19 protein-coding genes, 1 tRNA gene and 1 pseudogene are annotated in these 21,620 nt (G+C 33.8%); 10 read left to right on the plus strand and 11 right to left on the minus strand.

The annotated features are described in order from the left end of the window. Nucleotides 1-14: 14 nt before the first annotated feature. Nucleotides 15-88: transfer RNA gene (locus HGO49_RS00960), tRNA-Arg, on the minus strand. Between the two features lie 151 nt (nt 89-239). Here HGO49_RS00960 and HGO49_RS00965 point away from each other — a divergent pair. The 8 genes and pseudogenes from HGO49_RS00965 (at nt 240) to HGO49_RS07505 (ending at nt 5,802) form a co-directional block, all read left to right on the plus strand. Then, complete coding sequence (locus HGO49_RS00965; protein WP_017531653.1) at nt 240-977, plus strand: ABC transporter ATP-binding protein; 738 nt, start codon at nt 240-242, stop codon at nt 975-977. Between the two features lie 140 nt (nt 978-1,117). Then, nucleotides 1,118-1,285: a twin-arginine translocase TatA gene (gene tatA / locus HGO49_RS00970; protein WP_006013840.1), complete on the plus strand. Its 168-nt coding sequence runs from the start codon at nt 1,118-1,120 to the stop codon at nt 1,283-1,285. A 118-nt stretch (nt 1,286-1,403) separates the two neighbouring features. Next, a pseudogene (locus tag HGO49_RS07500) lies at nt 1,404-1,496 on the plus strand (exopolysaccharide biosynthesis protein); the annotation flags it as partial. 76 nt (nt 1,497-1,572) lie between these two features. Then, nucleotides 1,573-2,661 carry an IS481 family transposase gene (locus HGO49_RS00980; protein ID WP_096616077.1) on the plus strand — a complete coding sequence of 363 codons (1,089 nt, stop codon included), beginning with the start codon at nt 1,573-1,575 and terminating at the stop codon, nt 2,659-2,661. 22 nt (nt 2,662-2,683) lie between these two features. Next, on the plus strand, nt 2,684-3,262 hold the full coding sequence (locus HGO49_RS00985; RefSeq protein WP_237398558.1) for an exopolysaccharide biosynthesis protein: 579 nt from the start codon (nt 2,684-2,686) through the stop codon (nt 3,260-3,262). A 114-nt stretch (nt 3,263-3,376) separates the two neighbouring features. Then, a complete protein-coding gene (locus HGO49_RS00990) occupies nt 3,377-4,033 on the plus strand; it encodes an exopolysaccharide biosynthesis protein (RefSeq protein WP_007302767.1) in 657 nt (218 codons plus the stop codon). Further along, on the plus strand, nt 4,026-5,420 hold the full coding sequence (gene cysS / locus HGO49_RS00995) for a cysteine--tRNA ligase (RefSeq protein ID WP_017532265.1): 1,395 nt from the start codon (nt 4,026-4,028) through the stop codon (nt 5,418-5,420). The genes HGO49_RS00990 and cysS overlap by 8 nt, the downstream gene beginning before the upstream one ends. After that, the gene (locus HGO49_RS07505; protein ID WP_083852055.1) at nt 5,389-5,802 is read left to right on the plus strand and encodes a YqaA family protein; all 414 of its coding nucleotides are present in this window, start codon (nt 5,389-5,391) and stop codon (nt 5,800-5,802) included. Before cysS ends, HGO49_RS07505 begins: the two co-directional genes overlap by 32 nt. 30 nt (nt 5,803-5,832) lie before the next feature. On the opposite strand, the gene HGO49_RS01000 is transcribed toward HGO49_RS07505, so the two are convergent. The 7 genes from HGO49_RS01000 to hemJ all read right to left on the minus strand — a co-directional run bounded on the left by HGO49_RS01000 (nt 5,833) and on the right by hemJ (nt 15,208). Next, on the minus strand, nt 5,833-8,772 hold the full coding sequence (locus HGO49_RS01000; protein WP_017532266.1) for a YhdP family protein: 2,940 nt from the start codon (nt 8,770-8,772) through the stop codon (nt 5,833-5,835). Next, the gene (rnhA, locus tag HGO49_RS01005) at nt 8,765-9,202 is read right to left on the minus strand and encodes a ribonuclease HI (RefSeq protein WP_017532267.1); all 438 of its coding nucleotides are present in this window, start codon (nt 9,200-9,202) and stop codon (nt 8,765-8,767) included. The genes HGO49_RS01000 and rnhA overlap by 8 nt, the downstream gene beginning before the upstream one ends. Before the next feature lie 175 nt (nt 9,203-9,377). Further along, complete coding sequence (locus HGO49_RS01010; RefSeq protein ID WP_017532268.1) at nt 9,378-10,265, minus strand: heme o synthase; 888 nt, start codon at nt 10,263-10,265, stop codon at nt 9,378-9,380. A 1-nt stretch (nt 10,266) separates the two neighbouring features. Beyond that, nucleotides 10,267-11,817 carry a cytochrome c oxidase subunit I gene (gene ctaD, locus HGO49_RS01015; RefSeq protein ID WP_017532269.1) on the minus strand — a complete coding sequence of 517 codons (1,551 nt, stop codon included), beginning with the start codon at nt 11,815-11,817 and terminating at the stop codon, nt 10,267-10,269. A gap of 15 nt (nt 11,818-11,832) precedes the next feature. Further along, nucleotides 11,833-12,597 carry a cytochrome c oxidase subunit II gene (gene coxB, locus HGO49_RS01020; protein WP_017532270.1) on the minus strand — a complete coding sequence of 255 codons (765 nt, stop codon included), beginning with the start codon at nt 12,595-12,597 and terminating at the stop codon, nt 11,833-11,835. Between the two features lie 516 nt (nt 12,598-13,113). After that, nucleotides 13,114-14,625 carry an HlyD family type I secretion periplasmic adaptor subunit gene (locus HGO49_RS01025; protein WP_017532271.1) on the minus strand — a complete coding sequence of 504 codons (1,512 nt, stop codon included), beginning with the start codon at nt 14,623-14,625 and terminating at the stop codon, nt 13,114-13,116. A gap of 154 nt (nt 14,626-14,779) precedes the next feature. Further along, complete coding sequence (gene hemJ, locus HGO49_RS01030; protein WP_026092662.1) at nt 14,780-15,208, minus strand: protoporphyrinogen oxidase HemJ; 429 nt, start codon at nt 15,206-15,208, stop codon at nt 14,780-14,782. Between the two features lie 65 nt (nt 15,209-15,273). Between hemJ and pdhA the strand changes: the two genes are divergently transcribed. Then, the gene (pdhA, locus tag HGO49_RS01035; protein ID WP_017532273.1) at nt 15,274-16,254 is read left to right on the plus strand and encodes a pyruvate dehydrogenase (acetyl-transferring) E1 component subunit alpha; all 981 of its coding nucleotides are present in this window, start codon (nt 15,274-15,276) and stop codon (nt 16,252-16,254) included. Nucleotides 16,255-16,459: 205 nt separating this feature from the next. Then, nucleotides 16,460-17,890 carry an Asp-tRNA(Asn)/Glu-tRNA(Gln) amidotransferase subunit GatB gene (gatB, locus tag HGO49_RS01040; RefSeq protein ID WP_017532274.1) on the plus strand — a complete coding sequence of 477 codons (1,431 nt, stop codon included), beginning with the start codon at nt 16,460-16,462 and terminating at the stop codon, nt 17,888-17,890. A gap of 213 nt (nt 17,891-18,103) precedes the next feature. On the opposite strand, the gene HGO49_RS01045 is transcribed toward gatB, so the two are convergent. From HGO49_RS01045 to HGO49_RS01055, 3 genes are read right to left on the minus strand one after another with little or no spacing between them, the layout of a single operon-like run. After that, entirely contained in the window at nt 18,104-19,024 is a 921-nt protein-coding gene (locus HGO49_RS01045) for a tyrosine recombinase XerC (protein ID WP_026092663.1), read from the minus strand. A gap of 2 nt (nt 19,025-19,026) precedes the next feature. After that, entirely contained in the window at nt 19,027-20,406 is a 1,380-nt protein-coding gene (lpdA, locus tag HGO49_RS01050; RefSeq protein WP_017532276.1) for a dihydrolipoyl dehydrogenase, read from the minus strand. Next, a complete protein-coding gene (locus HGO49_RS01055) occupies nt 20,399-21,508 on the minus strand; it encodes an outer membrane protein assembly factor BamB family protein (RefSeq protein ID WP_026092664.1) in 1,110 nt (369 codons plus the stop codon). Before HGO49_RS01055 ends, lpdA begins: the two co-directional genes overlap by 8 nt. Nucleotides 21,509-21,620: the final 112 nt, after the last annotated feature.

Below are 21,620 nucleotides of genomic sequence, written 5' to 3' on the forward strand. Positions count from 1 at the left end.
TTATCAAAATTAAGTGGGACTAGTGCGATTCGAACGCACGGCCTTCGGATTAGGAATCCAACGCTCTATCCTACTGAGCTATAGTCCCATGTCTTCTGCTATTTATGCAAAATTATAGCAAAAAGTCTCGCATTTTTCTAGGCACCCTGTATAATTAATTCACAATAATAAAAAATATTTCTGTATTTCTTGAATGTAATACTGTTATATTTAATAATACGATTCCAATTGAAAGATTAATGCTAGTTAACAATATTAGTTACTTTTATAGTAATCAAGATGGCTTTGCTTTAAGCAACATCAACATTCAAGTGAAGAAAGGAAGTGTTGCCTGTTTACTAGGTCATTCTGGCTGTGGCAAGTCAACAATTCTAAAATTAATCGCAGGAATAGAAAATCCAAAATCTGGAACCATTGTTATAAATGATAAATTAGTTGCAAGTAACAAAGTGTCAATTGCTATAGAGCGTAGAAATATCGGATTGATTTTTCAGCATTCTGCATTATTTCCTCATAAAACAGTAATAGAAAATATAACTTTTGCTATTTGCAGTACTTCTAAGAAAGAAAAATACCTTGCTGCATTGGAAATCTTAAAGCTATTTAATATAGAAAAATATGAAAACATGTACCCTCATGCTTTATCAGGAGGACAGCAACAATTAGTTGCAATAGCAAGAGTAATGGCGCAAAATCCTGATGTTGTTTTGCTCGATGAACCATTTTCTAATTTAGATATACTGCTCAAATATCGAATAAGGCACCATATATTGTCACTTTTTAGAAGCAAAAGTATTCCTGTACTCATGGTAACTCATGATCCACAAGAAGCGTTGAAAGTTGCAGATTTTATTTACGTGATGAAAAATGGTAAAATTATTCAATCAGGAGTTCCTAGCTACATATACCACAGACCTAAAGATGATACGTTAGCAAAATTTTTTAGTGAGCTTCCTTTTACTCTACAGCTAAACTAAACTTAATGTTAGGCTAAAACTATTATAAGATAATTAAAAACTCTTGATTTATAATTCAATAAAAGTGATATAATTTATGTATCACTTGGCTTCAGTCAAGTTTTAATACATAAAAGTTAATATTTTCAACGGAGGTACAAATGAGTTTAGGTCCATGGCAGCTGTTTCTAGTCTTAATAATAATCTTAGTTCTGTTTGGTGCAGGTAGGTTACCACAAGTTATGGGTGATTTAGGCAAAGGCATTAAAAACCTTAAACAAGAACTTAAGGATTCAGAGAAACTATCATCTAATGAACCAGATCGTTAGCTTCCTTATGTTTCGTGACACGCACTAAAGTGCGTGTCATTTGTTTAAACAAGGCTAAAGAATTGAAGAGGTATGATTGAAATAATTATGTTAGTTAGAATGTTATTAAAGGTTAATCGTGGAAGAAAGTGAGAAATTGACTGAAGATAAAAAATTGGCCTCTGATATTCTAAAAGAGGTTGCAGATACCAATAACAACGATAGTGATAAAAAGTGTATTAAACAAGACTTGATCTGACACTTTAAAAAAGTAAGTTATAAAATAATAAAAGAAAGGAGTGTTAGAAATGAGTACGATACAAACAAAAATACTAAAGCCGAAACTAGGATTGCTAGAGCTAGCAAAACAGCTTGGAAATGTGTCTCAAGCATGCAAGGTTATGGGATATTCAAGGGATACATTTTATAGATTCAAAGAACTATATGAAAATGGAGGAGAAGAAGCGCTGCATGAGATAAGCAAGAAAAAACCACTTATGGCAAACAGAGTCTCTGAAGACATGGAAAGAGCTGTAGTTAATATTGCAACAGAATTTCCTGCATATGGACAACAAAGAGCTGCAAATGAACTGAGAAAAAGGGGCATAATAATCTCTGAAGGTGGAGTGAGATCTGTATGGCTGAGAAATGACCTTGAGACCTTCAAAAAAAGACTGAGGGCTCTTGAGGCAAAAGTTATGCAAGATGGAATAATTCTAACAGAGGAGCAACTTGCGGCTTTAGAAAAAGTTAAAGAACAAAGGGAAGCACATGGTGAAATTGAAACAGAGCATCCAGGTTATTTAGGTTCTCAAGATACTTATTATGTAGGCAACATCAAGGGTATAGGAAGAATCTATCAGCAAACTTTTATTGATACTTATTCGAGAGTGGCTTTTGCTAAGCTTTATACAGATAAAACTGCTATTACCGCTGCTGACTTGCTGAATGATAGAGTAATACCATTTTTTGATGTACAAAGCGTGCCATTATTGCGCATTTTGACCGATAGAGGTACAGAATATTGTGGCAAACCAGAGAATCACGCTTATCAGTTATACTTAGGAATCGAAAATATTGATCACTCAAGAACTAAAGCCAATTCTCCGCAAACTAATGGCATATGCGAGAGATTCCATAAGACTATGCAAGATGAGTGTTACAATATTATTTTTCGCAAGAAAATCTACAATTCTTTGGAAGATCTGCAGATAGATGTTGATCATTGGTTGCGTTCTTATAATGAGACAAGGCCTCATTCAGGCAAATATTGCTATGGCAAAACGCCTACTCAGACTTTTCTTAATAGCAAACACATTGCTTTTCAGAAAAATATTAGTAGCATGAAACAAGAGACTGATATTAGTTTTAACTACCTCAATTCTTCTGTCAGTTAATTCATCCCTGTCAGATTAAGTTGTGTCTAGTACAGATAAAGTAACATTGTTCGACATCAAAACAGCTTTACATGAGCGCGGTTTTGGTATTTTAATAATCATCTTCTCTTTACCGCTATCAGTACCTATACTTGTTCCACCTGGCTATACAACCATTCTTTCTATACCTTTAATCTTATTTTCACTACAGCTTCTATTTGGGTTTGATTCTCCTTGGATGCCTAATTGGCTAGAAAGGAAATCTTTTCAACGTTCAACACTAGCTCTCGTGGTAGAGAAAACTTCACCTATATTAAAAAAAATAGAAAAGTTCATGAAACCAAGAATGTCTTTTATTTTTCTTGGTCCGGGTGAAAAGATTCTAGCTTTTATGATGTTGCTTTGTGCAATAATAATAGCTCTTCCATTACCTTTTACTCACTTCCTTCCTGCAATTGGTATAACTCTTATTTCACTCGGCATTATGGGTAAAGATGGATTTTTATCTACGTTAGGAGTGTTAGTTTCATTCTGTGCGTTATTGGTTACCCTTATTGTAATAGTTAAAGGACCAAAACTTATAGCCGGAATACTTTCTCTTCTTAAAAGCCTTATAACTTAAAAGCTTTACAACACTTTAATAAAAGAATGAAGTACAGCATGAAATGAATAATCGATATTGAAATATAGCAATAACTATGTTAGTTAGAAGTTATATTGTTATTAAAGGGTAACTGTGGAAAAAAGTGTGAAATTGACTGAAGATAAAAAATTGGCCTCTGATATTCTAAAAGAGGTTGCAGATACTAATAATAACGATAATGATAAAGTAACATTATTTGATATTAAAACAGCTTTACATGAGCGCGGTTTTGGTATTTTAATAATCATCTTCTCTTTACCGCTATCAGTACCTATACCTGTTCCACCTGGCTATACAACCATTCTTTCTATACCTTTAATCTTATTTTCACTGCAGCTTCTATTTGGGTTTGATTCTCCTTGGATGCCTAATTGGCTAGAAAGGAAATCTTTTCAACGTTCAACACTAGCTCTCGTGGTAGAGAAAACTTCACCTACATTAAAAAAAATAGAAAAGTTCATGAAACCAAGAATGTCTTTCATTTTTCGTGGTCCTGGTGAAAATATTTTAGCATTTATAATGCTGCTTTGTGCATTATCGATAGCAATCCCACTTCCTTTAACTAACTTCATTCCTGCAATTGGTACAACTCTCATTTCACTGGGTATCATGAGCAAAGATGGATTTCTCTCTATAATGGGAGTATTAGTATCATTGTGTGGGTTATTACTTACTCTTGTCGTAATAGTTAAAGGACCACAGCTTATATTTGGAGCATTTTCTTTTCTAAAAAGCTTTGTATATGGTTAAGCTTTACAACACTTTAACAAAAAAAAAAGAGCCCTTTACACCGATCGATAAAGATCATATAAAAATGTACGTTTGCGGACCAACAGTATATGATACTGCACATATAGGAAATGCACGTTCTGTTGTTGTTTATGATGTATTATTTCGACTGCTGAAATTTTGTTATGGCAAAGTTACTTACGTGCGTAATATAACCGACATCGATGACAAGATAATCAATGCAGCAAATAAGAAAAGTAGTAATATAGAAAGTATCAGCGCATATTATACCAAAGCTTTTCATGAAGATATGAGAAGCATAAATTGCGTAGAACCAACACATGAACCAAAAGCAACAGAAAATATAGACCAAATTATTGAGTTAATTGAATCTTTGCTGCAGTCTGGTCATGCTTATGAATCAAATAAACATGTATATTTTAGTGTAGAATCTTACCCTGAGTACGGTGTTTTATCAGGAAAAAAAATTGATGAGTTGGATCATGGTAATAGAGTTGAAGTGGGTGAAAATAAAAAACACCCAGGAGACTTCGTACTTTGGAAACCTGCAAATGCAACTGACTATAAACTTTCAAGTCACTGGAATAGTCCATGGGGAGAAGGAAGACCAGGGTGGCATATAGAATGTTCAGCAATGTCATATGCTTACCTTGGCAAAGATTTTGATATTCACGGTGGCGGTATAGACTTGCAATTTCCTCATCATGAGAATGAAATTGCGCAGAGTAAATCTGCATTTGCTGAATCAATTTTTGCGAAATATTGGATACATAACGGTTTTCTTACGGTAAATGAAGAGAAAATGAGCAAATCCTTATTTAATATAGTTAAAGTAAGGGATTTGCTAGATAGTGGAGTCAGAGGTGAAGTAATACGCTATGCACTGCTCAAAACTCACTATAGAAAACCACTTGATTGGACAGAAAATGTTATCTCTGAGTCGCAAGAAACTTTAAACAAGTTTTATCGGTTATTACGTAGTACATGTATTGAGGAAAGTGATGCAGAAGTCTCTAAAGATTTTATAGAGGCTTTGAAAAACGATTTAAACATTCCTGAAGCTGTAGCCATATTGCATGAAATGGCTACAGAAATCAATAAGACAAGTAATGAATGTGAGAGGCTCAAATTAACTAAGAAGTTTGTTAAAAGCGCAAGGTTCATTGGTATTCTTGAGTCAAGTTATCAAGAGTGGTTTGCAAGTGGTGTGAATCATCAAGAAATAGAAAGGTTGATAGACTTAAGAAAAGTAGCAAAACAAAATAAAGATTATGATACTGCAGACAAAATAAGAGAGCAATTGAAACAAATGGGGGTTACAATTTCTGACAACGAAGATGGCACAACAACTTGGTATGGAAAATTATCTCCTATTGTTTATAGATAGCCTAGTATCATCGCTTATCTTACCCATACATCAAGGTTTTGTACTTTACACTATGTTATGCTTTAGGTCAAATTACGATCAACTACTTATATTACTTTTTGGAGTATCGGGATCCAGTCTTGGTGGAATAGCTAACTGGTATTTAGGTAGAATAACAATTTTTATCAGAAGATCACATCACAAATTAGAGAATGAAGACAAAACACCAAAAATTGTAAGGCACCTACTGATTTGTGCAGTTGCATTGCTTTCGTGGGTACCAGCACTTGGAAGTGTGACTCAGATTTTATCCGGTTACTTCAAGTTAAACCTTTATATTCTTGTTCCCTTAATTATTTTATCTAACTTCCTCTGTTTGTTGTATCTAACGTTTACCATCTAACTAAACATCAATAAACAACTTTTCTTTTGGTCATATTGAGCTAAATTTCTTCTCTACACTACCTTTTAAAATGTTTTTATTATTTTTTGTCATAATACGATCAAATACTCCTAATAACCTCTTAAATAAGCTTGGAGTGAGAGAAGAGATAGGATTAACAGATACGTTATTGTTTTTATCATCACCATTTGCTTTGTAGTCTATTGAAATAATCCCCCTACTCTTCCCACCAGTCAGAAGTTTTCCGATTATAGGGATTTTCAACAAAGATTTGTTAATTGAGTATGCCGGTATTACTTGTCCTTCAACCTGGAATTTATAACCCTTAATATCGAGCGTACCACTAGTGCTAATGCCTAGTTCCGCTCCTTCAAGCCAAGATTCTTCAATTTCAACAGTGCCATCTTTATATGAAAAAGGTGCATTACACTTATAAAAATGTACACCTTCGTTCCTTATAGCATTTACAATACCAGGCAGTGAAGACATTGATAATAAAGTGGTAAGCAGTGGAGCATCTTTGATATAGAAATTGCTGATAGATAACATACCATAATGTTCTCCATTTTCTCTCTTAGGAGATAGATAAAGAGATAATTTGCCATTTTTAACTGATTTACCAATGCCTAAAGAACGCAAAAGCATACCTGAATTATCCGCATATACTTCTAGCCCTATTTCACTGTATTCTGCTAATATACTACTATTATCCTCTGAAAACTTTCCTTTAAATTGACTTCCACTGCAATCACCTTTAGCGCAAGTTACGTTCAGCTTGGCATCTTTTATGGTAATGCCTTCTTTCATAATTATATTATCAACATTCATAGTAACTTCTATTTTGTTATTTAATCGATTACTATCTTTGCCAAGTAAACCTAACACATCACTTAAGTTGATTTTCTCACCGTGAATAGTTATGGCATTTTTCTCCTTACCTGATTCAATTTCTATACTAAAATTATTATCAGGTAATTTAAAGTTGCTAGAATTTAAATATAAATTTCCATTTTCTACTCTTCCGCTGAACTTTATATCTAAGTCGTTTCCCATAATGTCTAGTTTGTCTATTAATAACTCACTTACTCCTTTTAACTTTACAGAGAACAAAACTTTATTGTGATCTTCAAAGCGATTTTTCCACCCTAAATAACTTGAACGTAATTCAAGCTCTGATAAATCTATACTACCATTAATATATCCCGTTTTATCTTGATTTACCACTGATTCTATATTTACATTGATGTAGCCACTATCGAAATTAAGTATTTGAGCAGGTAAATCTCCGATTAAATTCCAGGCGAAACTTTCATTTTTGTTGCTACTTTTCAGGTCAAATAATAGCTGTGTGTTATTCACCATGCCGCTACCATTTAAATCTATAAAGTCACTACCAAAATCGAGCTTAATATCATATTTACCAAGACTTTCATTATAAGTGACCAAATTGTCAATTTCAGAATGAAATTTAGCTAAAAAATCTACCTTTTTGTCACTAGAGTTTAGATTAAAGATGCGAAAATTAAATACAGATTTTGCTATTCCACCTACTTTATCTCTTTCAACTTTCATCACATCATCCAACTTGAATTTTATAGGCTCATATAACCCATAGGCATCACTTACAGCCTGACCATTAATTGTGAGAACAGAATCTTCTTTATTGAGAGAGTTCATTTCAATATCACCACTATCGATAGTGAAATTCTGGAACTTAGCGCTATTTACAGTAATTTTTAGATTGTTATTCTTGAAAGTGAGATCACCGCTTAATTCTTTTACTTGTTCAAAATCCTCATCAAATTGAACGCTACCATTTTCTATATCAGCAACAATTACAATACCTGATAGATCATCATTTATTAAGCTATCAATTTTACCGTTAAAACTTATAATTGTATTTATGATATTTCCATCAATATTACCGCAATACCACTTTCTAAATTGATCGTTTACTATACCATCTGGTACATAAGTACATAAATCCTTTGCAACAAGTTTACTAATGTTAACTCTAAGCAAAGCATGACTTGTACTAAAGTTCATTTTACCAATCAAAGAAAGGTACATACCATTTAACTTAAAATGAAAGTTTTTTACGCTGATGGTTTCATCACTATATGTCAAATTTACATTTACATTAGTTAAGGCTAAGTTTTTGTCCGAATGATTCTCTGTATTTAATATGTATATGTTTCCGTCCACAACTTCATCCTTTCCATTAATTCTAATTGAAAAGTTTCCTTTGAATCCTATTTCTTTGTCAAAATTGTAACTTTTAACTAGTGTGGAAAACTCGTTAAATAGGCCCAACTTTAGATTATAGAATGTTCCATACAAATTTAGTAAATTATTGCGGTTTTTTATCGTAATGGATAAATCATCATCTAGAAACCCTTTACCTTCTTTTGTATGGACACGAATATCCAAAACATTGAAATCTTCCCCCTTCCCTGCAGATACTTTATCAATGAAAAATTCACCTTCCGTGTTTTTATTGATAGCAATGTTAGTAATTTCAACCCTTGAGTCTACATTGAAGTAGAAAAAAAACTTTCTTATTGCCTTTAGAAGATTTTTTGTACTACTCATCTTGTCTGTCATTACAGATGTTGTTATCCCTTTGGTCTCCTCTTTCTTTATATATATGTGTACATTATCAGCTAAAATCTGAGAGAACTTTTTGGAACTTAACTTAAAGTGTACGAAAAGCTCAGGGACTTCTATGGTAAAATCAGGATTTGTTATTTTTAAATCTGTAATGACTAGCTTGCCATCTTTATGCAAAATAACCGAGGTACTCTCCATGCTGACATCCGAATTGGCAAATATCTTTGATATTTTTTTCTTTATATAGAAATTAATATAACTAATATTGATTTCTAGAGGTCCCTCACCTTTAAAAAAGATAAAGAAGCAGAATATAAATAATAAAATTATAAAAAATGATATAGTGATTTTTTTAAGCATCGATTATTGCTTTTCTTGCTAAACTGTCAGCTTCCTCATTGTATTTATTACCATTATGCGCTTTTACCCACTTCCAATTAATTTCGTGTTGCAAAGCAACATTATCCAATTCCTTCCATAATTCTATATTTTTTACTGACTTCTTATTACTTGTCTTCCAACCATTCATTTTCCACTTATTTATCCATTCTGTCATACCATACTTAACATAAAGACTATCCGTATATAAATTGACATTACAAGGAAATTTTAGTGCTTTCAGCCCATTGATCACTGCTTTTAACTCCATTTTATTATTTGTAGTATTTTCTTCTCTACCAAAAATATTCTTTCTATGATTTTGAAATAATATGATCGCTGCCCACCCTCCTAAACCAGGGCTACCAAGGCATGCTCCATCTGTGTATATTGTCACTTCCTTTTTATTCATCTTTACTGTAGTGAATGAATTAAAGTATACCGTTACTTCTATGAAAATACTATTTTTATAGATATAGAGGCAATTTAAGCCACACCTTTAAATTTTATTATGGAAACAAAAAAAAGTGCTACAACGAGTATTATTAGAAGAGAAAGTAAAAGATAGTTTTTATGTTCTTTCATAGTCAAAACAAGTCAATAGAACAAAAAATAATACTAGCAAACAGAGAAAATAGATAAGAAATTGAGTAAGAAAACATTTTTTTTTGTGAGCTATGACTCTTAAGCCTTATAACGGATACGGCAAACCAAATAAAAACACAACCTTCAATAATTGCCATACTCATGTAAAATAGAGCCTTTTTCAAAAATAGTGCTGGAAGCAAGCTAGTTAGCACCAGCAAGACACTATAAATTAATATATATTTTCTTGTTTTTTCCGGACCATAAACAATATTGAACATTGGAATCGATGCCTTTGCATAGTCTTCAGACTTATTTAAAGATAGGGCCCAAAAGTGTGGCGGAGTCCACATAAAAATTACTAAAAATAAAATACAACTTTCCCAGCTTACAGAGTCAGTTACAACCGCCCAGCCAATCATTGGAGGAAAAGCACCTGCTGCACCGCCGATAACAATATTCTGCGGAGTACGCCTTTTGAGCCAAATTGTATACACAAAAACATAAAATAATATGCTAATTGCAAGCAAAGCAGCAGAAACATAGTTCACTGCTATTGCCATGATAAATACTGACAATATTCCAAGAGTTATACCAAACTCAAGCGCGCTTTCTGCAGAAACTTTACCTGAAGGTATAGGGCGGTTTTTTGTTCTCTTCATAAGCAAGTCTATATCTCTGTCATACCACATATTTATTGCACCTGCAGATCCTGAGCCAAGAGCAATGCATATAAGAGATATTAGTGCAAGGAAAGGATGAATGCTACCTGGTGCAGTAACCATACCAGCAACTGCAGTAAATACCACAAGATACATTATCCTTGGCTTTAGCAAATGCCAAAAATCCAGTATTGTTGATTCAATATTTAGCAAAACACTTGTGTACATTCTATTTTATCACTGGTGGTTTTTCAAAAGTATGAAAAGGCGGTGGTGAAGATACCGTCCATTCTAAAGTGTCACCTTCCCAAGGATTATCTCCAGTTTTTTTGCCCCATTTGAAGAGATGTATAACTATAAATATAAAAAACATAACTGAAACAAAGGACATATATGAACCAATTGAGGATATATAATTCCAAGGGATAAACGCATCGGGATAATCAGGTATACGCCTTGGCATGCCGGCTAATCCTAGGAAATGCTGAGGTAAGAAAGTAACATTAGTGCTAATAAAAGTGAGCCAAAAGTGTACCTTTCCTAAACACTCGTTATATTGCTTACCTGACATTTTGCCTATCCAATAATAAAAACCAGCGAAGGCTCCAAATAATGCGGCAAGCGACATGACATAGTGAAAGTGAGCAACGACATAATAGGTATCGTGCAAAAGTTTATCTATTCCACCGTGAGAAAGAATTATTCCCGTTATACCTCCACCAACAAACATGAAAATAAAACCTAGTGCAAATAGCATGGGAGTTTTAAATTCAATCGCCCCACCCCACATAGTTGCAATCCAACTAAAGACTTTTACACCAGTTATAACGCCAATAAAAATTGTTGTAGTGCTAAAAAATACAGCAGCATCTTCGCTAAGCCCAACAGTAAACATATGATGAGCCCAAACCATAAAGCCAAATGCTGCTATACCTATCATAGCATAAACCATCCCTTTATAGCCAAATACTGGCCTATGGGAAAAAGTTGATACGACTTGGCTTATGATGCCAAATGCAGGAAAAATAATTATGTAAACTTCTGGATGACCAAAAAACCAAAACAGGTGTTGAAATAACACAGGATCACCGCCACCAGCAGGATCAAAAAAGGAAGTACCAATATTGCGATCAGTTAGCAGCATAGTTATAGCACCAGCAAGTACCGGTAAGGCAACAATTAACATAAATGACGTTAGTAAAACAGACCAAACAAATAGTGGCATTTTAGTGAGTGACATGCCTTTTGCACGCATATTGAATATAGTGACTATAAAGTTGATCGCCCCAACAATTGATGACATACCAGCAACATGAAGTGCAAGTATAGCAAGATCAACTCCTGCACTTGGGTGAGACATGATTTGCGATAGAGGTGGGTATAAAGTCCATCCTGTCCCAGGACCTTCGCCAGCAAACACCGAGAGAATAAGCAGAATAAAAGATGACACTAACAACCAAAAACTTAAATTATTCATACGAGGAAATGCCATATCTGGTGCACCAATCATGAGAGGTACGAACCAATTACCAAATCCTCCCATTAAGGCTGGCATTATCATAAAAAACACCATTATTACCGCATGCCCTGTAATCATTACGTTATATAGCTGGTAATTATTGTTAAGTATATTAATGTGCATTAGCTGAGTACGAATAATTACCGATAATAATCCACCAATAATTCCAGCTAATATGGAAAAAATAATGTATAGTGTCCCTATATCTTTGTGATTAGTAGAAAACAGCCAACGTCTTATACCTTTTGGTACATCACTCATATCTATACTCCAAATTTAACTTACTAATTTTTTATCTTCAATCCACTTATTAAAATCTTCTTTACTCACTGCTTCAACAACAATTGGCATAAATCCATGACCTTGACCACAGAGTTCATAACATTGCCCATAATAAATACCGGGCTTTGTAACGTTAAACCATGCTTCATTTAGTCTACCTGGTATTGCATCAACTTTTATACCAAAAGCAGGTACTCCCCAGCTGTGTATTACATCTCCTGCTGTCACTTGTAAACGAATATTAGTATTGATAGGTAAAATAACGTTATTATCAACAGAGAATAGTTTTAAATCTCCTTCGCTAAAGTCTTCTTTTCCTTTTATATAGCTGTCAAATGAAATACCTTGATATTCTGGGTACTGGTAACTCCAATACCATTGATGACCAATAACTTTTAGTGTTATGTCAGCTTTTGGCACTTTCTCCTGTAGTTTGATTAATTCAGCATTTTTAAAAGCCAATATTCCAACAATAATCGTTGGTATAACAAACCAGATAATTTCTAAAAAGATATTATGAGTTATTTTACTGACATTTTTCACTTTGCCCTTACGAAAGCGAAATACTATATAAGCAAGCAGGGCCCATACAAAAAGCATAATTGCAATCATTACACTCATCACAAACGAATGTGACTTAACTACAACCTCCATTATCTCAGTTGCAGGTGCAGGAAATCCAAATTGCCAAGAAGTAGGAGCAGAAGCAATTGATATGTTTGAGTAAAACATTATCAATAATGCAAATAACTTCACCATATTTTTTGCTGTAAAACTACTGTAAAACTAACTGTATAATAGTATATATAAACTTACTATGCAAACAGAGATTATAGAATGTACACAAGTGTTTTGCTAAATATTGAATCAACAGTAAATGATGATTAATGTTTTTTTAGCATTTAATAAATATAATAATACGATACTAACTTGAGGAAAAAAGCATTTACATGAATCTATTTTAAGTTAAAATATTATAATATTTTAAGTTAAATATTTACTTTAAGGAAATTCTATAATAAGTTTAATAGTGTCTGTTATTGCTAATAACCCTCTAGCCTCACACCTAAAAGCAGTAACAGACACTATTAAACTTTAGGTAGTTTTACCTATTTATAATTCATTAAGGTAAAAATCTTACTAATTCCTTTGATTTTATTATACAGATGAGTTTGCTAATTAACCTTTAATGTTTACGTTAGCATTTGCATCTTGTGTGTAAATTTTTTTGCATATCAAACTCTTTAAACAAATTTTTTAGAAAAGCCAAATAAATTATCTCTCTATGAAAGATCTATCGAATGTTGCAATTATAGGTGTAAACAAGAACGATAAAAGAGTGCGGGATTGAGTAACTATATATACTTCTGCTGGCATACCAGGATATAGGTATACGTTTTTAAACTGAGCAAGTTCTGATTTTGGTATCACTACTCGCACTGAATAATAACGCCCCATCCTTGGATCATCAAGAGCATCAGGAGAAATATGGTTTACTATACCGTTAATTAAACTTAAGCGACGTGCACTATAAGCGCTCAGCCTTACTTTAACTTTCAGCCCTTCTAGTCCGTCAATAGAGACTATATTGCTATCTTTCTTTTTTGCTGACAGTATCTCTTCTATGTTTCTGGTTAGAACTTTAGCATCTATTATTAGATCATCATCTGATGGTACTATACTCATGATTGGAACTCCAGATTGTATAACACCACCTTCAGTGTGGTATCTTATATCTGTAACTATACCATCTTGAGGTGATTTAATTATTGTACGTGCTAACGAATCTTCAGCAACCATCAGCCTCTCTTTTAAGTCTGCAATAGATGTATTAACTTCCTTAAGCTCAGCATTTGCTCTTTCTTGAGCATCATTCTTCACATTTATAATCTCTAACTCATTTTCTCCAATTTTTTGCTGCACTTGAGATATTGCAGAACGATAATGCCCAACTCTGCCCTCAATGTCAGCAAACTGTTTTTCTAAAGCTAAAATGTGTGGTTTGCTTATATGGCCACTATCAAGTAATTGTCTTTTTGTTTCTAACTCCTCAGTTATCAAGTCATATTGCTTATGAGCTGCATTTAGTTGAAAGTTTAGCCCCGCTAATTCATCATTTAACTGCTTTATACGTTGTTGCAGTATGTCTGTTTTTCCCAATATGCTCTTTCTCTGAGAGTTGAATAACTTTACTTGATTATTTATCGCTTTACTTACAAGTTCATCGTCCGACAATTTTTTAACCTCGTCAGAAAATTCTAGCGTGTCTAAATCTCCTCTGATTGCAATAAGTCTTGCTTCTGTTGCCAAAAGTGATAAGAGTTTTTCTTTAATTATACTCAAATTTGCCTTTTCGTTAACATCACTTAATAAAACTAAAGGCTCATCTTTTTTAACTGTTTGACCTTCTTTTACTAAAATTTTGCTTATTATTCCCCCACCCAAGTGTTGCACTATTTTTCTATTTGAAGAGACAATAACTTCTCCACTTGCATGCACTGCTCCGTCAATTGGAGCTATAGCCGACCAAATACCACCTATTCCAAAAAAGATGAATATCACCACTAAACCAAAAAATAGTGGTCCCCATGTGACTTTTAGGACTTCATTTATGTTATTACTCTCACGTTTAAAAATAAAATTTATCATCGCATCAATCCATGCGAACGTCTTATCCAAAAATTGATATTTCTTCTTTCTATTTCCTGCCCCTTGCATATCTATATCATCACTACCAATCAGGCCTTTCAAAGAAAGTCCAGCACTAAGCTTTTTTAACTTACTCATTATAATACTACTGCGAATTTTTGTTAATCAGGATAACACACAAAAACAAATAATCTATACCTTAAGTACTTTACTTAGACTATGGAACATCAGAATAAACTATTTAGTAACAATTCTTATACTCTATTGAATGGTTCAGCATTAGGCTAGAAAATCAAAAAGGTTTTACAATAACCATAATAACTATAATTATTATTAACGCTGTTACTGTTTCGTTTAAAACACGAAAATAAACGTGAGTTTTCTTATTCAAGCCCACTGCAAAATTTTTCCTATGTTTTGCAAGTAGACCATGAATAGCAAACATTAAGAATAATGCTAGCGCTTTTACATGAAACCACCCTTCGCGGTATGCTTCCCTAATAATCATTAGCATAATTCCAAAACTAAGGGAGAAAAGCATTGCAGGGTTTATGATATATCTAAGGAGTCTCTTCTCCATTATTTGAAGTAAGCTGTCATTTTCTGACCCTGGTTTTACAGATGCATGGTAAACATAAAGCCTTGGCAAATAGAGCATACCTGCCACCCACATAATTACAGAGATAACGTGAAAAGCTTCAAGCCAGTGATAGTAGTCCATATAGATAGTATTATAAAATGTTAAAAATTTCTGGTATGATCTCAATTTAATAAAAGAAAGTCAATATGAAAGCAGAAAATTTCACTAAAGAACAGGTGATTGGATTCTACAGAAAAATGCTTCTCATACGCAGATTTGAGGAAAAAGCAGGACAATTATACGGAATGGGATTAATAGGCGGATTCTGTCACTTATCAATAGGGCAAGAAGCAGTTGCAGTTGGGACTCAAGCTGCATCAAAATCTGGTGATGCTTTTATCACAAGCTATAGAGACCATGGCTTAATGCTTGCATGTAATTCTGATCCGAATATTGTGATGGCAGAACTAACCGGCAAAAAAACAGGGTGTTCAAAAGGAAAAGGTGGCTCCATGCACATATTTGATGTTGAAAAAAATTTCTTTGGTGGACATGGAATAGTAGGTGCACAAGTCCCAATTGGTACAGGAATAGCATTTGCTAATAAATACAAGAAAAAAGACAACGTTGTATTCACATATTTTGGTGACGGTGCTACAAATCAAGGACAAGTATATGAATCATTTAATATGGCATCTTTGTGGAAGTTACCTGTGGTTTATATCATAGAAAATAACGGATACGCAATGGGAACTTCTGTGCAAAGATCAACTTTAGTAACTGAACTATATAAAAGAGGAGAGAGTTTTGGTATTTCTGGAAAACAAGTTGATGGAATGGATTTTTTCTCTGTCTATGAGTTAACAAGTGAAATAGCTGAGCACGTACGTGGGGGAAAAGGACCTCTCTTGCTTGAAATGAAGACATATCGATATCGTGGCCATTCAATGTCAGATCCTGCTACTTATCGCTCAAAAGAAGAAGTTGAAGATATGAAGCAAAATCATGATCCTATAAGCACCCTAAAGCAGTATATAACAGACAATAAAATCGCTTCTGATGAAGAATGCAAAGCTATTGATAAGGAAATACGAGATTTAGTAAAAAAGTCAGAAGATTTTGCTAAAAATAGTAAAGAGCCAGACATTGATGAACTATATACTGATGTTTATAAATTTGTTAGCTAATCAGTTTCCATCAAAATTATGTTTTGGCCTACTATAGATATTTTTTGGCAGCACTTAACTTTATTATATAACAGCCTAGTCAATAGAAACTGTAGTAACTCTTATATTATTGATATACACCGCTCTTGGATCATAGGTTAAATGAGTTTTATTTGACTTTTTGCGCTAGTTTGCAGAATATAAAGTTGTTAATTGAATAAAATACATGACAAAAGAAAACTGGGAGACAGTAATTGGACTTGAGGTACACGCTCAGGTTTCTTCTAAGACAAAGCTATTTTCTAGTTCACTAACGGAATTTGGCACTGAGCACAATACTCAAGTTTCTCTAGTTGATGCAGCAATGCCAGGTACATTGCCAATATTAAATTATTTCTGCATAGAGCAAGCAATATGTACCGGTTTTGCACTTTCTGCAGAAATTAATAAATGCTCTTACTTTGATCGTAAAAATTATTTTTATCCCGATTTACCACAAGGTTACCAAATAACCCAGTTCTTTGAGCCAATAGTTAAAAATGGTAAAGTGTTTATCAATAATAATGAAAAAGAAATAAGAATTGCAAGAATTCACTTAGAGCAAGATGCAGGAAAGAGTATTCATGAAGAAAGCAAAACTTACGTAGATTTAAATCGTGCAGGTGTTGCTTTAATGGAAATTGTTTCAGAGCCAGATCTTCGTTCATCTGCAGAAGCTGCAGAATTCATGAAAAAATTGAGGCAGATTTTGCGTTACATCGGTTCATGTGATGGTGATATGGAAAAGGGGTCACTCCGCTGTGATGCAAATGTCTCCGTTCGCCCAAAGGGTAGTAGCACATTTGGCACTCGTTGTGAAATAAAAAACTTAAATTCAATACGTTATATTGTACAAGCTATAGATTATGAAGCACAAAGGCAGATCAAAATTTTGGAAAGCGGAGGAGAAATAAGTCAAGATACCTTATTATTTGATGTCACTTTAGGAAAAACAAAAGTGATGAGAAGCAAAGAAGATTCAAGTGACTATAGATATTTCCCTGAACCTGATTTGCTACCTGTTGAAATAAGCCAAGACAAAATTGATTCTATTAAATCATCTTTACCCGAGTTGCCAGATCAAAAAAAACTTCGATACATAGAGGAATTAGGTATCAATGAATATGATGCAGACGTTATCACTTCTGATAAAGAAATTGCCGATTATTTTGAAAAATTAGCAAAAAAGCATGATTCAAAGATTGCAGTTACCTGGTTAACCGTCGAGCTTTTCGGTCGTTTAAATAAAACAAATATTGATATTGTTAGCTCTCCAATTAAAGCAGATGCTTTATCCGAACTCCTCGACTTTATCGTCGATGGAACGATCTCTGCTAAACTTGGTAAACAAGTTTTTGATATTATGTTTGAAACTGGAAAGCCTGCATCCCTTATTATAGAAGAGCAGAATCTCAAGCAAATAACTGACACATGTCAAATCTCAGAGGTAATAGATAAAATCATCAATGACAACCAAGATAAAGTTCAAGAATATAAGGGTGGTAAAACAAGATTGTATCGGTTCTTTGTTGGTGAAGTCATGAAATCCACCAAAGGAAAAGCCAGCCCTGATGTCGTAAACTTGGTTTTGAGTGAAAAATTAAAATTGAGTGCCTAGGTGTACGGTCCCAGATCTTTTGCTATTTGCTTGACTTGTTTCTTTACATAGCTTCTAATTTAAATTCCGCTGTCTATTCTCTTTCATTCATAACCTTTTGCAAAACGTTTTTGCTTTCTCCTCTGCTGGTCACTATTGCTTATATAAAGCAAGTATAGTACTGAATGATGTTGCAAGCACTCAGTTCGGCAATATTATCGATTTAAGACGAAGTTAAGATTTCGATTTTTTATTCAAACTCTTCTGAAAGTTTTTATACATATTGAAGACATCTTGATAATTCAGGTGAGTGTAAACTTGAGTAGTTTCAAGGCTTGAGTGGCCAAGCAGCTGTTGTATTGATCTTATGTCAATATCTTCCTGAAGCAAATGAGTAGCAAAACTATGGCGAAATGCATGTGGAGATAAAATTTCTGGTAAGTTTAAAAATCTTCTTATTTTTTGCAAACGATTAGCAACATAAGTTCTTCCCAATTTTTTTCCTCTTACCCCGACAAAAAGATGTCCCGCTTCGTCAAAGTGAGGACAAGCTTTTATATATTTTTGTATACACTTTTTTACTACTGGAAGAATAAATACCTGCCTTTGTTTATCTCCCTTACCTGTTACTATTAAACTTTCATTGCTAATATCACTAACCTTAAGATTCAGTGCTTCAGTGATTCTTAAGCCCGTACCATATAGCAGAACGACAATTGCAATTTCTCTTTTTACCACCCAAGGCTCGCCTAGATCAGGCAATTTCATTTCTTTCAATAGAGTTTCTATGTTAGATATTGAAAGTGCTTTAGGTAGAGTTCTTCTCTGAATTGGCCTTGATAAAGAAAATACCGCTTCATTATTTATTTCATAATTGTTTTTTATATATTTGAAAAAATTTCTGATTACTGACAATGCGCGAGTGTTAGATCTCGCATTTACACCTCTTGCATAACGAGAGGTAAACCAACTTCTCAGTTCAGGTATGCTTAATTTTTCTAAAGAGCCAACATTTACTTCTTCACCAATGTGAGTATTTAGGAAATTTATAAGATCTTTGAGGTCCCTCATGTATGACTCCAAAGTGTTTGGTGAGTAAGACCTGTTGTACTTTAGCCAATCATACCATTTTTCAATGATTGAACCGAGGTCCACAGTTACTTTTTAAAGAAAGCATCGATGCACGCATCCCTAAAGGCTTCATTTATATCAGGATGAGAGTGACAAATTCTGTATATATCCTCTGCTGCTGCACCATATGCCATTGCAACCGCTGCTTCATTGATTAGCGTATCAGCGTATGCTCCTATGATATGTACACCGAGTATTGTATCTGCTTTGCTACAAGTCAGAACTTTCACGAATCCCTCAGCATCATCAGTGACTTTTGCTCTACCGTTTGCAGCAAATTGACATTTACCAACTTTATACTTTCGACCAGCACTTTTTAGTTCTTCTTCAGTTTTACCGATTGAAGAAACCGCAGGATGAGTGTAAATGACTGACGGTATGATTTCATAATCAACGTGAGGCAATTGCCTTGCTAGTATCTCTGCAACTGCCACCCCTTCTTCCTCAGCTTTGTGAGCAAGCATTGCTCCGCCAATGACGTCACCAATAGCAAATATTCCTTTTACATTGGTTTCATACCTACTATTGACTTGAATAAAGCCACGACTGTCTTTTTCTATTTTTTCAAGACCATCAGAGCATGGCTTACGCCCTACTGAAATCAGTACCTTATTCACCTCTATAGTACTTGTTTGGTTATCTTTTACAGAACAAACTTTCACATTCAAAAAGTTACTACTTTGTTTTATCTCTTCAACTTTAGTACCAAGTAAAAATTTTATTCCCTGCTTTTGTAGACTAGAAAGCAGAGACTTACTTAATTCTCCATCCATTGCTGCAGCGATTCTATCAAGAAACTCTACTACGGTAACTTCAGATCCTAACCTACTCCATACAGAAGACATTTCAAGCCCTATTGCCCCAGCTCCAATCACAACAAGCTTTTTTGGCACTTCAGTGAGAGATAGTGCACCTGTTGATGAAATGATATTTTCCTCATTAATATCAATTCCTGGAAGAGAACTAACATCAGAACCAGTTGCAATTACTATATTTTTTGTCTTTAGTACCTTACCTTCAACTGAAACTTCAAGGTTGCCTTGATCAAAAGAAGTAATTTTTCCAAGTCCATTGATCTTAGTAATTTTGTAAAGGTTGAATAGATATTCTATGCCTTTTCCAAGCTCCTGAACTCTAGCATCTTTATAGCCTAGCATTTCTTTCAAATCAAGACTTACATCCTTAACCTTTATACCAAGTTTTGATAGATTATTTTTCGCGCTAGCATACTGATAAGAGGAATGTAGTAATGCTTTTGATGGTATACACCCAACTCGCAAACACGTGCCACCAAAAATGCTATTTTTGTCTATACAAGCAACTTTGAGTCCAAGTTTTGCAGCAGCAATAGCGCATTTGTAACCACCTGGGCCACCACCTATAACAATCAAATCATAATCAGTCATAAAGAACAAACCTATTTTCTAAAGAATAAACACCATTTCCTTCAGTCGTTATATACATCTTACCATGAGTAAATACTGGAGCATGAAACACATTACCAGGTATTTTAATTACCCTTCCTGTACTTTCAGATCCAGGAAAAGCAAACATTGAACCTTTATTGCTTGTCACCCACAGTGTATGGGCATACATAATTGGAGCAAACAATTGCACATTTTCTATTAAATCAGACGTCCAGACTGTTTTTCCACTTTGTATGTCAATGCCAATTATTTTATTATCTTTAGTCACCATGAAAATTCTTCCGCCTTCTTTTTGTTTCTCTGCAGGAATAAGAGGGCTATAATATGACTCTATGTCTGATACACTTTTTACTTGTAGTGGTTTTGACCATAAGATATTTCCTGATTTTACATCAATACCGTAAATATAAGAATTACTCGTAGCTATTAAGATGTTATCGTGTACTCTAGGCGTAGTAGTTACATCTGTAAGCTGTGTATCTAAAAGATTTGTAGCTAATTTTTGGCTCCATAGTTTTTTACCTTCTTCATTAAAAGCTATTAACTCACCATTTGAAAATGGTGCCATTATTTTATCATTAGAGACTGCTGGTGAGATGGAATATAAACCTCGAACCTCATTTATACCATTTTGATAAGCCCAAATAGGGCTGCCATCTTTTATATCAAATGCATGTAGATAGTTATCAATAGTCAATACTACCAACTTATTGTTTATTACTATTGCTTTCCCTCTTGCCGGAGCTCTTAATTCTTTTTCCCATTGAATCTCCCCTGTTTTTGCATCTATTGTGTGTAGAATGTTATCCACTACAAAGAAAACATTTTCTTTGTAGCTCGATAAACTCATATTACCAATTTTTTTCCTACTTGAGAGGTATAATTTCCAATTTATAACTCTTGGGTTATCGATATCAAAGGAATATAAGGTACCGTGCTTGTCTGGTAAAATAACGCTATTTTCTGTAAGTATTGGAGCTACATATCCTTGAGATAATTTTTTATCTACTAAACTTATCCGTTCGCTTGCCATTGTATAGTTACTATACAATAACATTATCATGACAATTATTATTTTCATTATTTAGTGAAAACAAGATTCATTAATATACATACTAGAAACGTAAATCACAACGAAAATGTTCTTAATTGTGGATCAAAAGCATTAACGTAATGTCATGCCATTATGTAAA

The organism is Wolbachia endosymbiont of Diaphorina citri, from assembly GCF_013096535.2.
Classification (GTDB): Bacteria; Pseudomonadota; Alphaproteobacteria; order Rickettsiales; family Anaplasmataceae; genus Wolbachia.

What these genes read in the sequence shown, in the direction of transcription:
- HGO49_RS00965 (WP_017531653.1), top strand. Translation starts at nt 240, where the DNA reads ATGCTAGTTAACAATATTAGTTACTTTTATAGTAATCAAGATGGCTTT.
- tatA (WP_006013840.1), top strand. Translation starts at nt 1,118, where the DNA reads ATGAGTTTAGGTCCATGGCAGCTGTTTCTAGTCTTAATAATAATCTTA.
- HGO49_RS00980 (WP_096616077.1), top strand. Translation starts at nt 1,573, where the DNA reads ATGAGTACGATACAAACAAAAATACTAAAGCCGAAACTAGGATTGCTA.
- cysS (WP_017532265.1), top strand. Translation starts at nt 4,026, where the DNA reads ATGGTTAAGCTTTACAACACTTTAACAAAAAAAAAAGAGCCCTTTACA.
- HGO49_RS07505 (WP_083852055.1), top strand. Translation starts at nt 5,389, where the DNA reads ATGGAAAATTATCTCCTATTGTTTATAGATAGCCTAGTATCATCGCTT.
- HGO49_RS01000 (WP_017532266.1), bottom strand. Translation starts at nt 8,772, where the DNA reads ATGCTTAAAAAAATCACTATATCATTTTTTATAATTTTATTATTTATA.
- rnhA (WP_017532267.1), bottom strand. Translation starts at nt 9,202, where the DNA reads ATGAATAAAAAGGAAGTGACAATATACACAGATGGAGCATGCCTTGGT.
- HGO49_RS01010 (WP_017532268.1), bottom strand. Translation starts at nt 10,265, where the DNA reads ATGTACACAAGTGTTTTGCTAAATATTGAATCAACAATACTGGATTTT.
- ctaD (WP_017532269.1), bottom strand. Translation starts at nt 11,817, where the DNA reads ATGAGTGATGTACCAAAAGGTATAAGACGTTGGCTGTTTTCTACTAAT.
- coxB (WP_017532270.1), bottom strand. Translation starts at nt 12,597, where the DNA reads ATGGTGAAGTTATTTGCATTATTGATAATGTTTTACTCAAACATATCA.
- HGO49_RS01025 (WP_017532271.1), bottom strand. Translation starts at nt 14,625, where the DNA reads ATGAGTAAGTTAAAAAAGCTTAGTGCTGGACTTTCTTTGAAAGGCCTG.
- hemJ (WP_026092662.1), bottom strand. Translation starts at nt 15,208, where the DNA reads ATGGACTACTATCACTGGCTTGAAGCTTTTCACGTTATCTCTGTAATT.
- pdhA (WP_017532273.1), top strand. Translation starts at nt 15,274, where the DNA reads ATGAAAGCAGAAAATTTCACTAAAGAACAGGTGATTGGATTCTACAGA.
- gatB (WP_017532274.1), top strand. Translation starts at nt 16,460, where the DNA reads ATGACAAAAGAAAACTGGGAGACAGTAATTGGACTTGAGGTACACGCT.
- lpdA (WP_017532276.1), bottom strand. Translation starts at nt 20,406, where the DNA reads ATGACTGATTATGATTTGATTGTTATAGGTGGTGGCCCAGGTGGTTAC.
- HGO49_RS01055 (WP_026092664.1), bottom strand. Translation starts at nt 21,508, where the DNA reads ATGAAAATAATAATTGTCATGATAATGTTATTGTATAGTAACTATACA.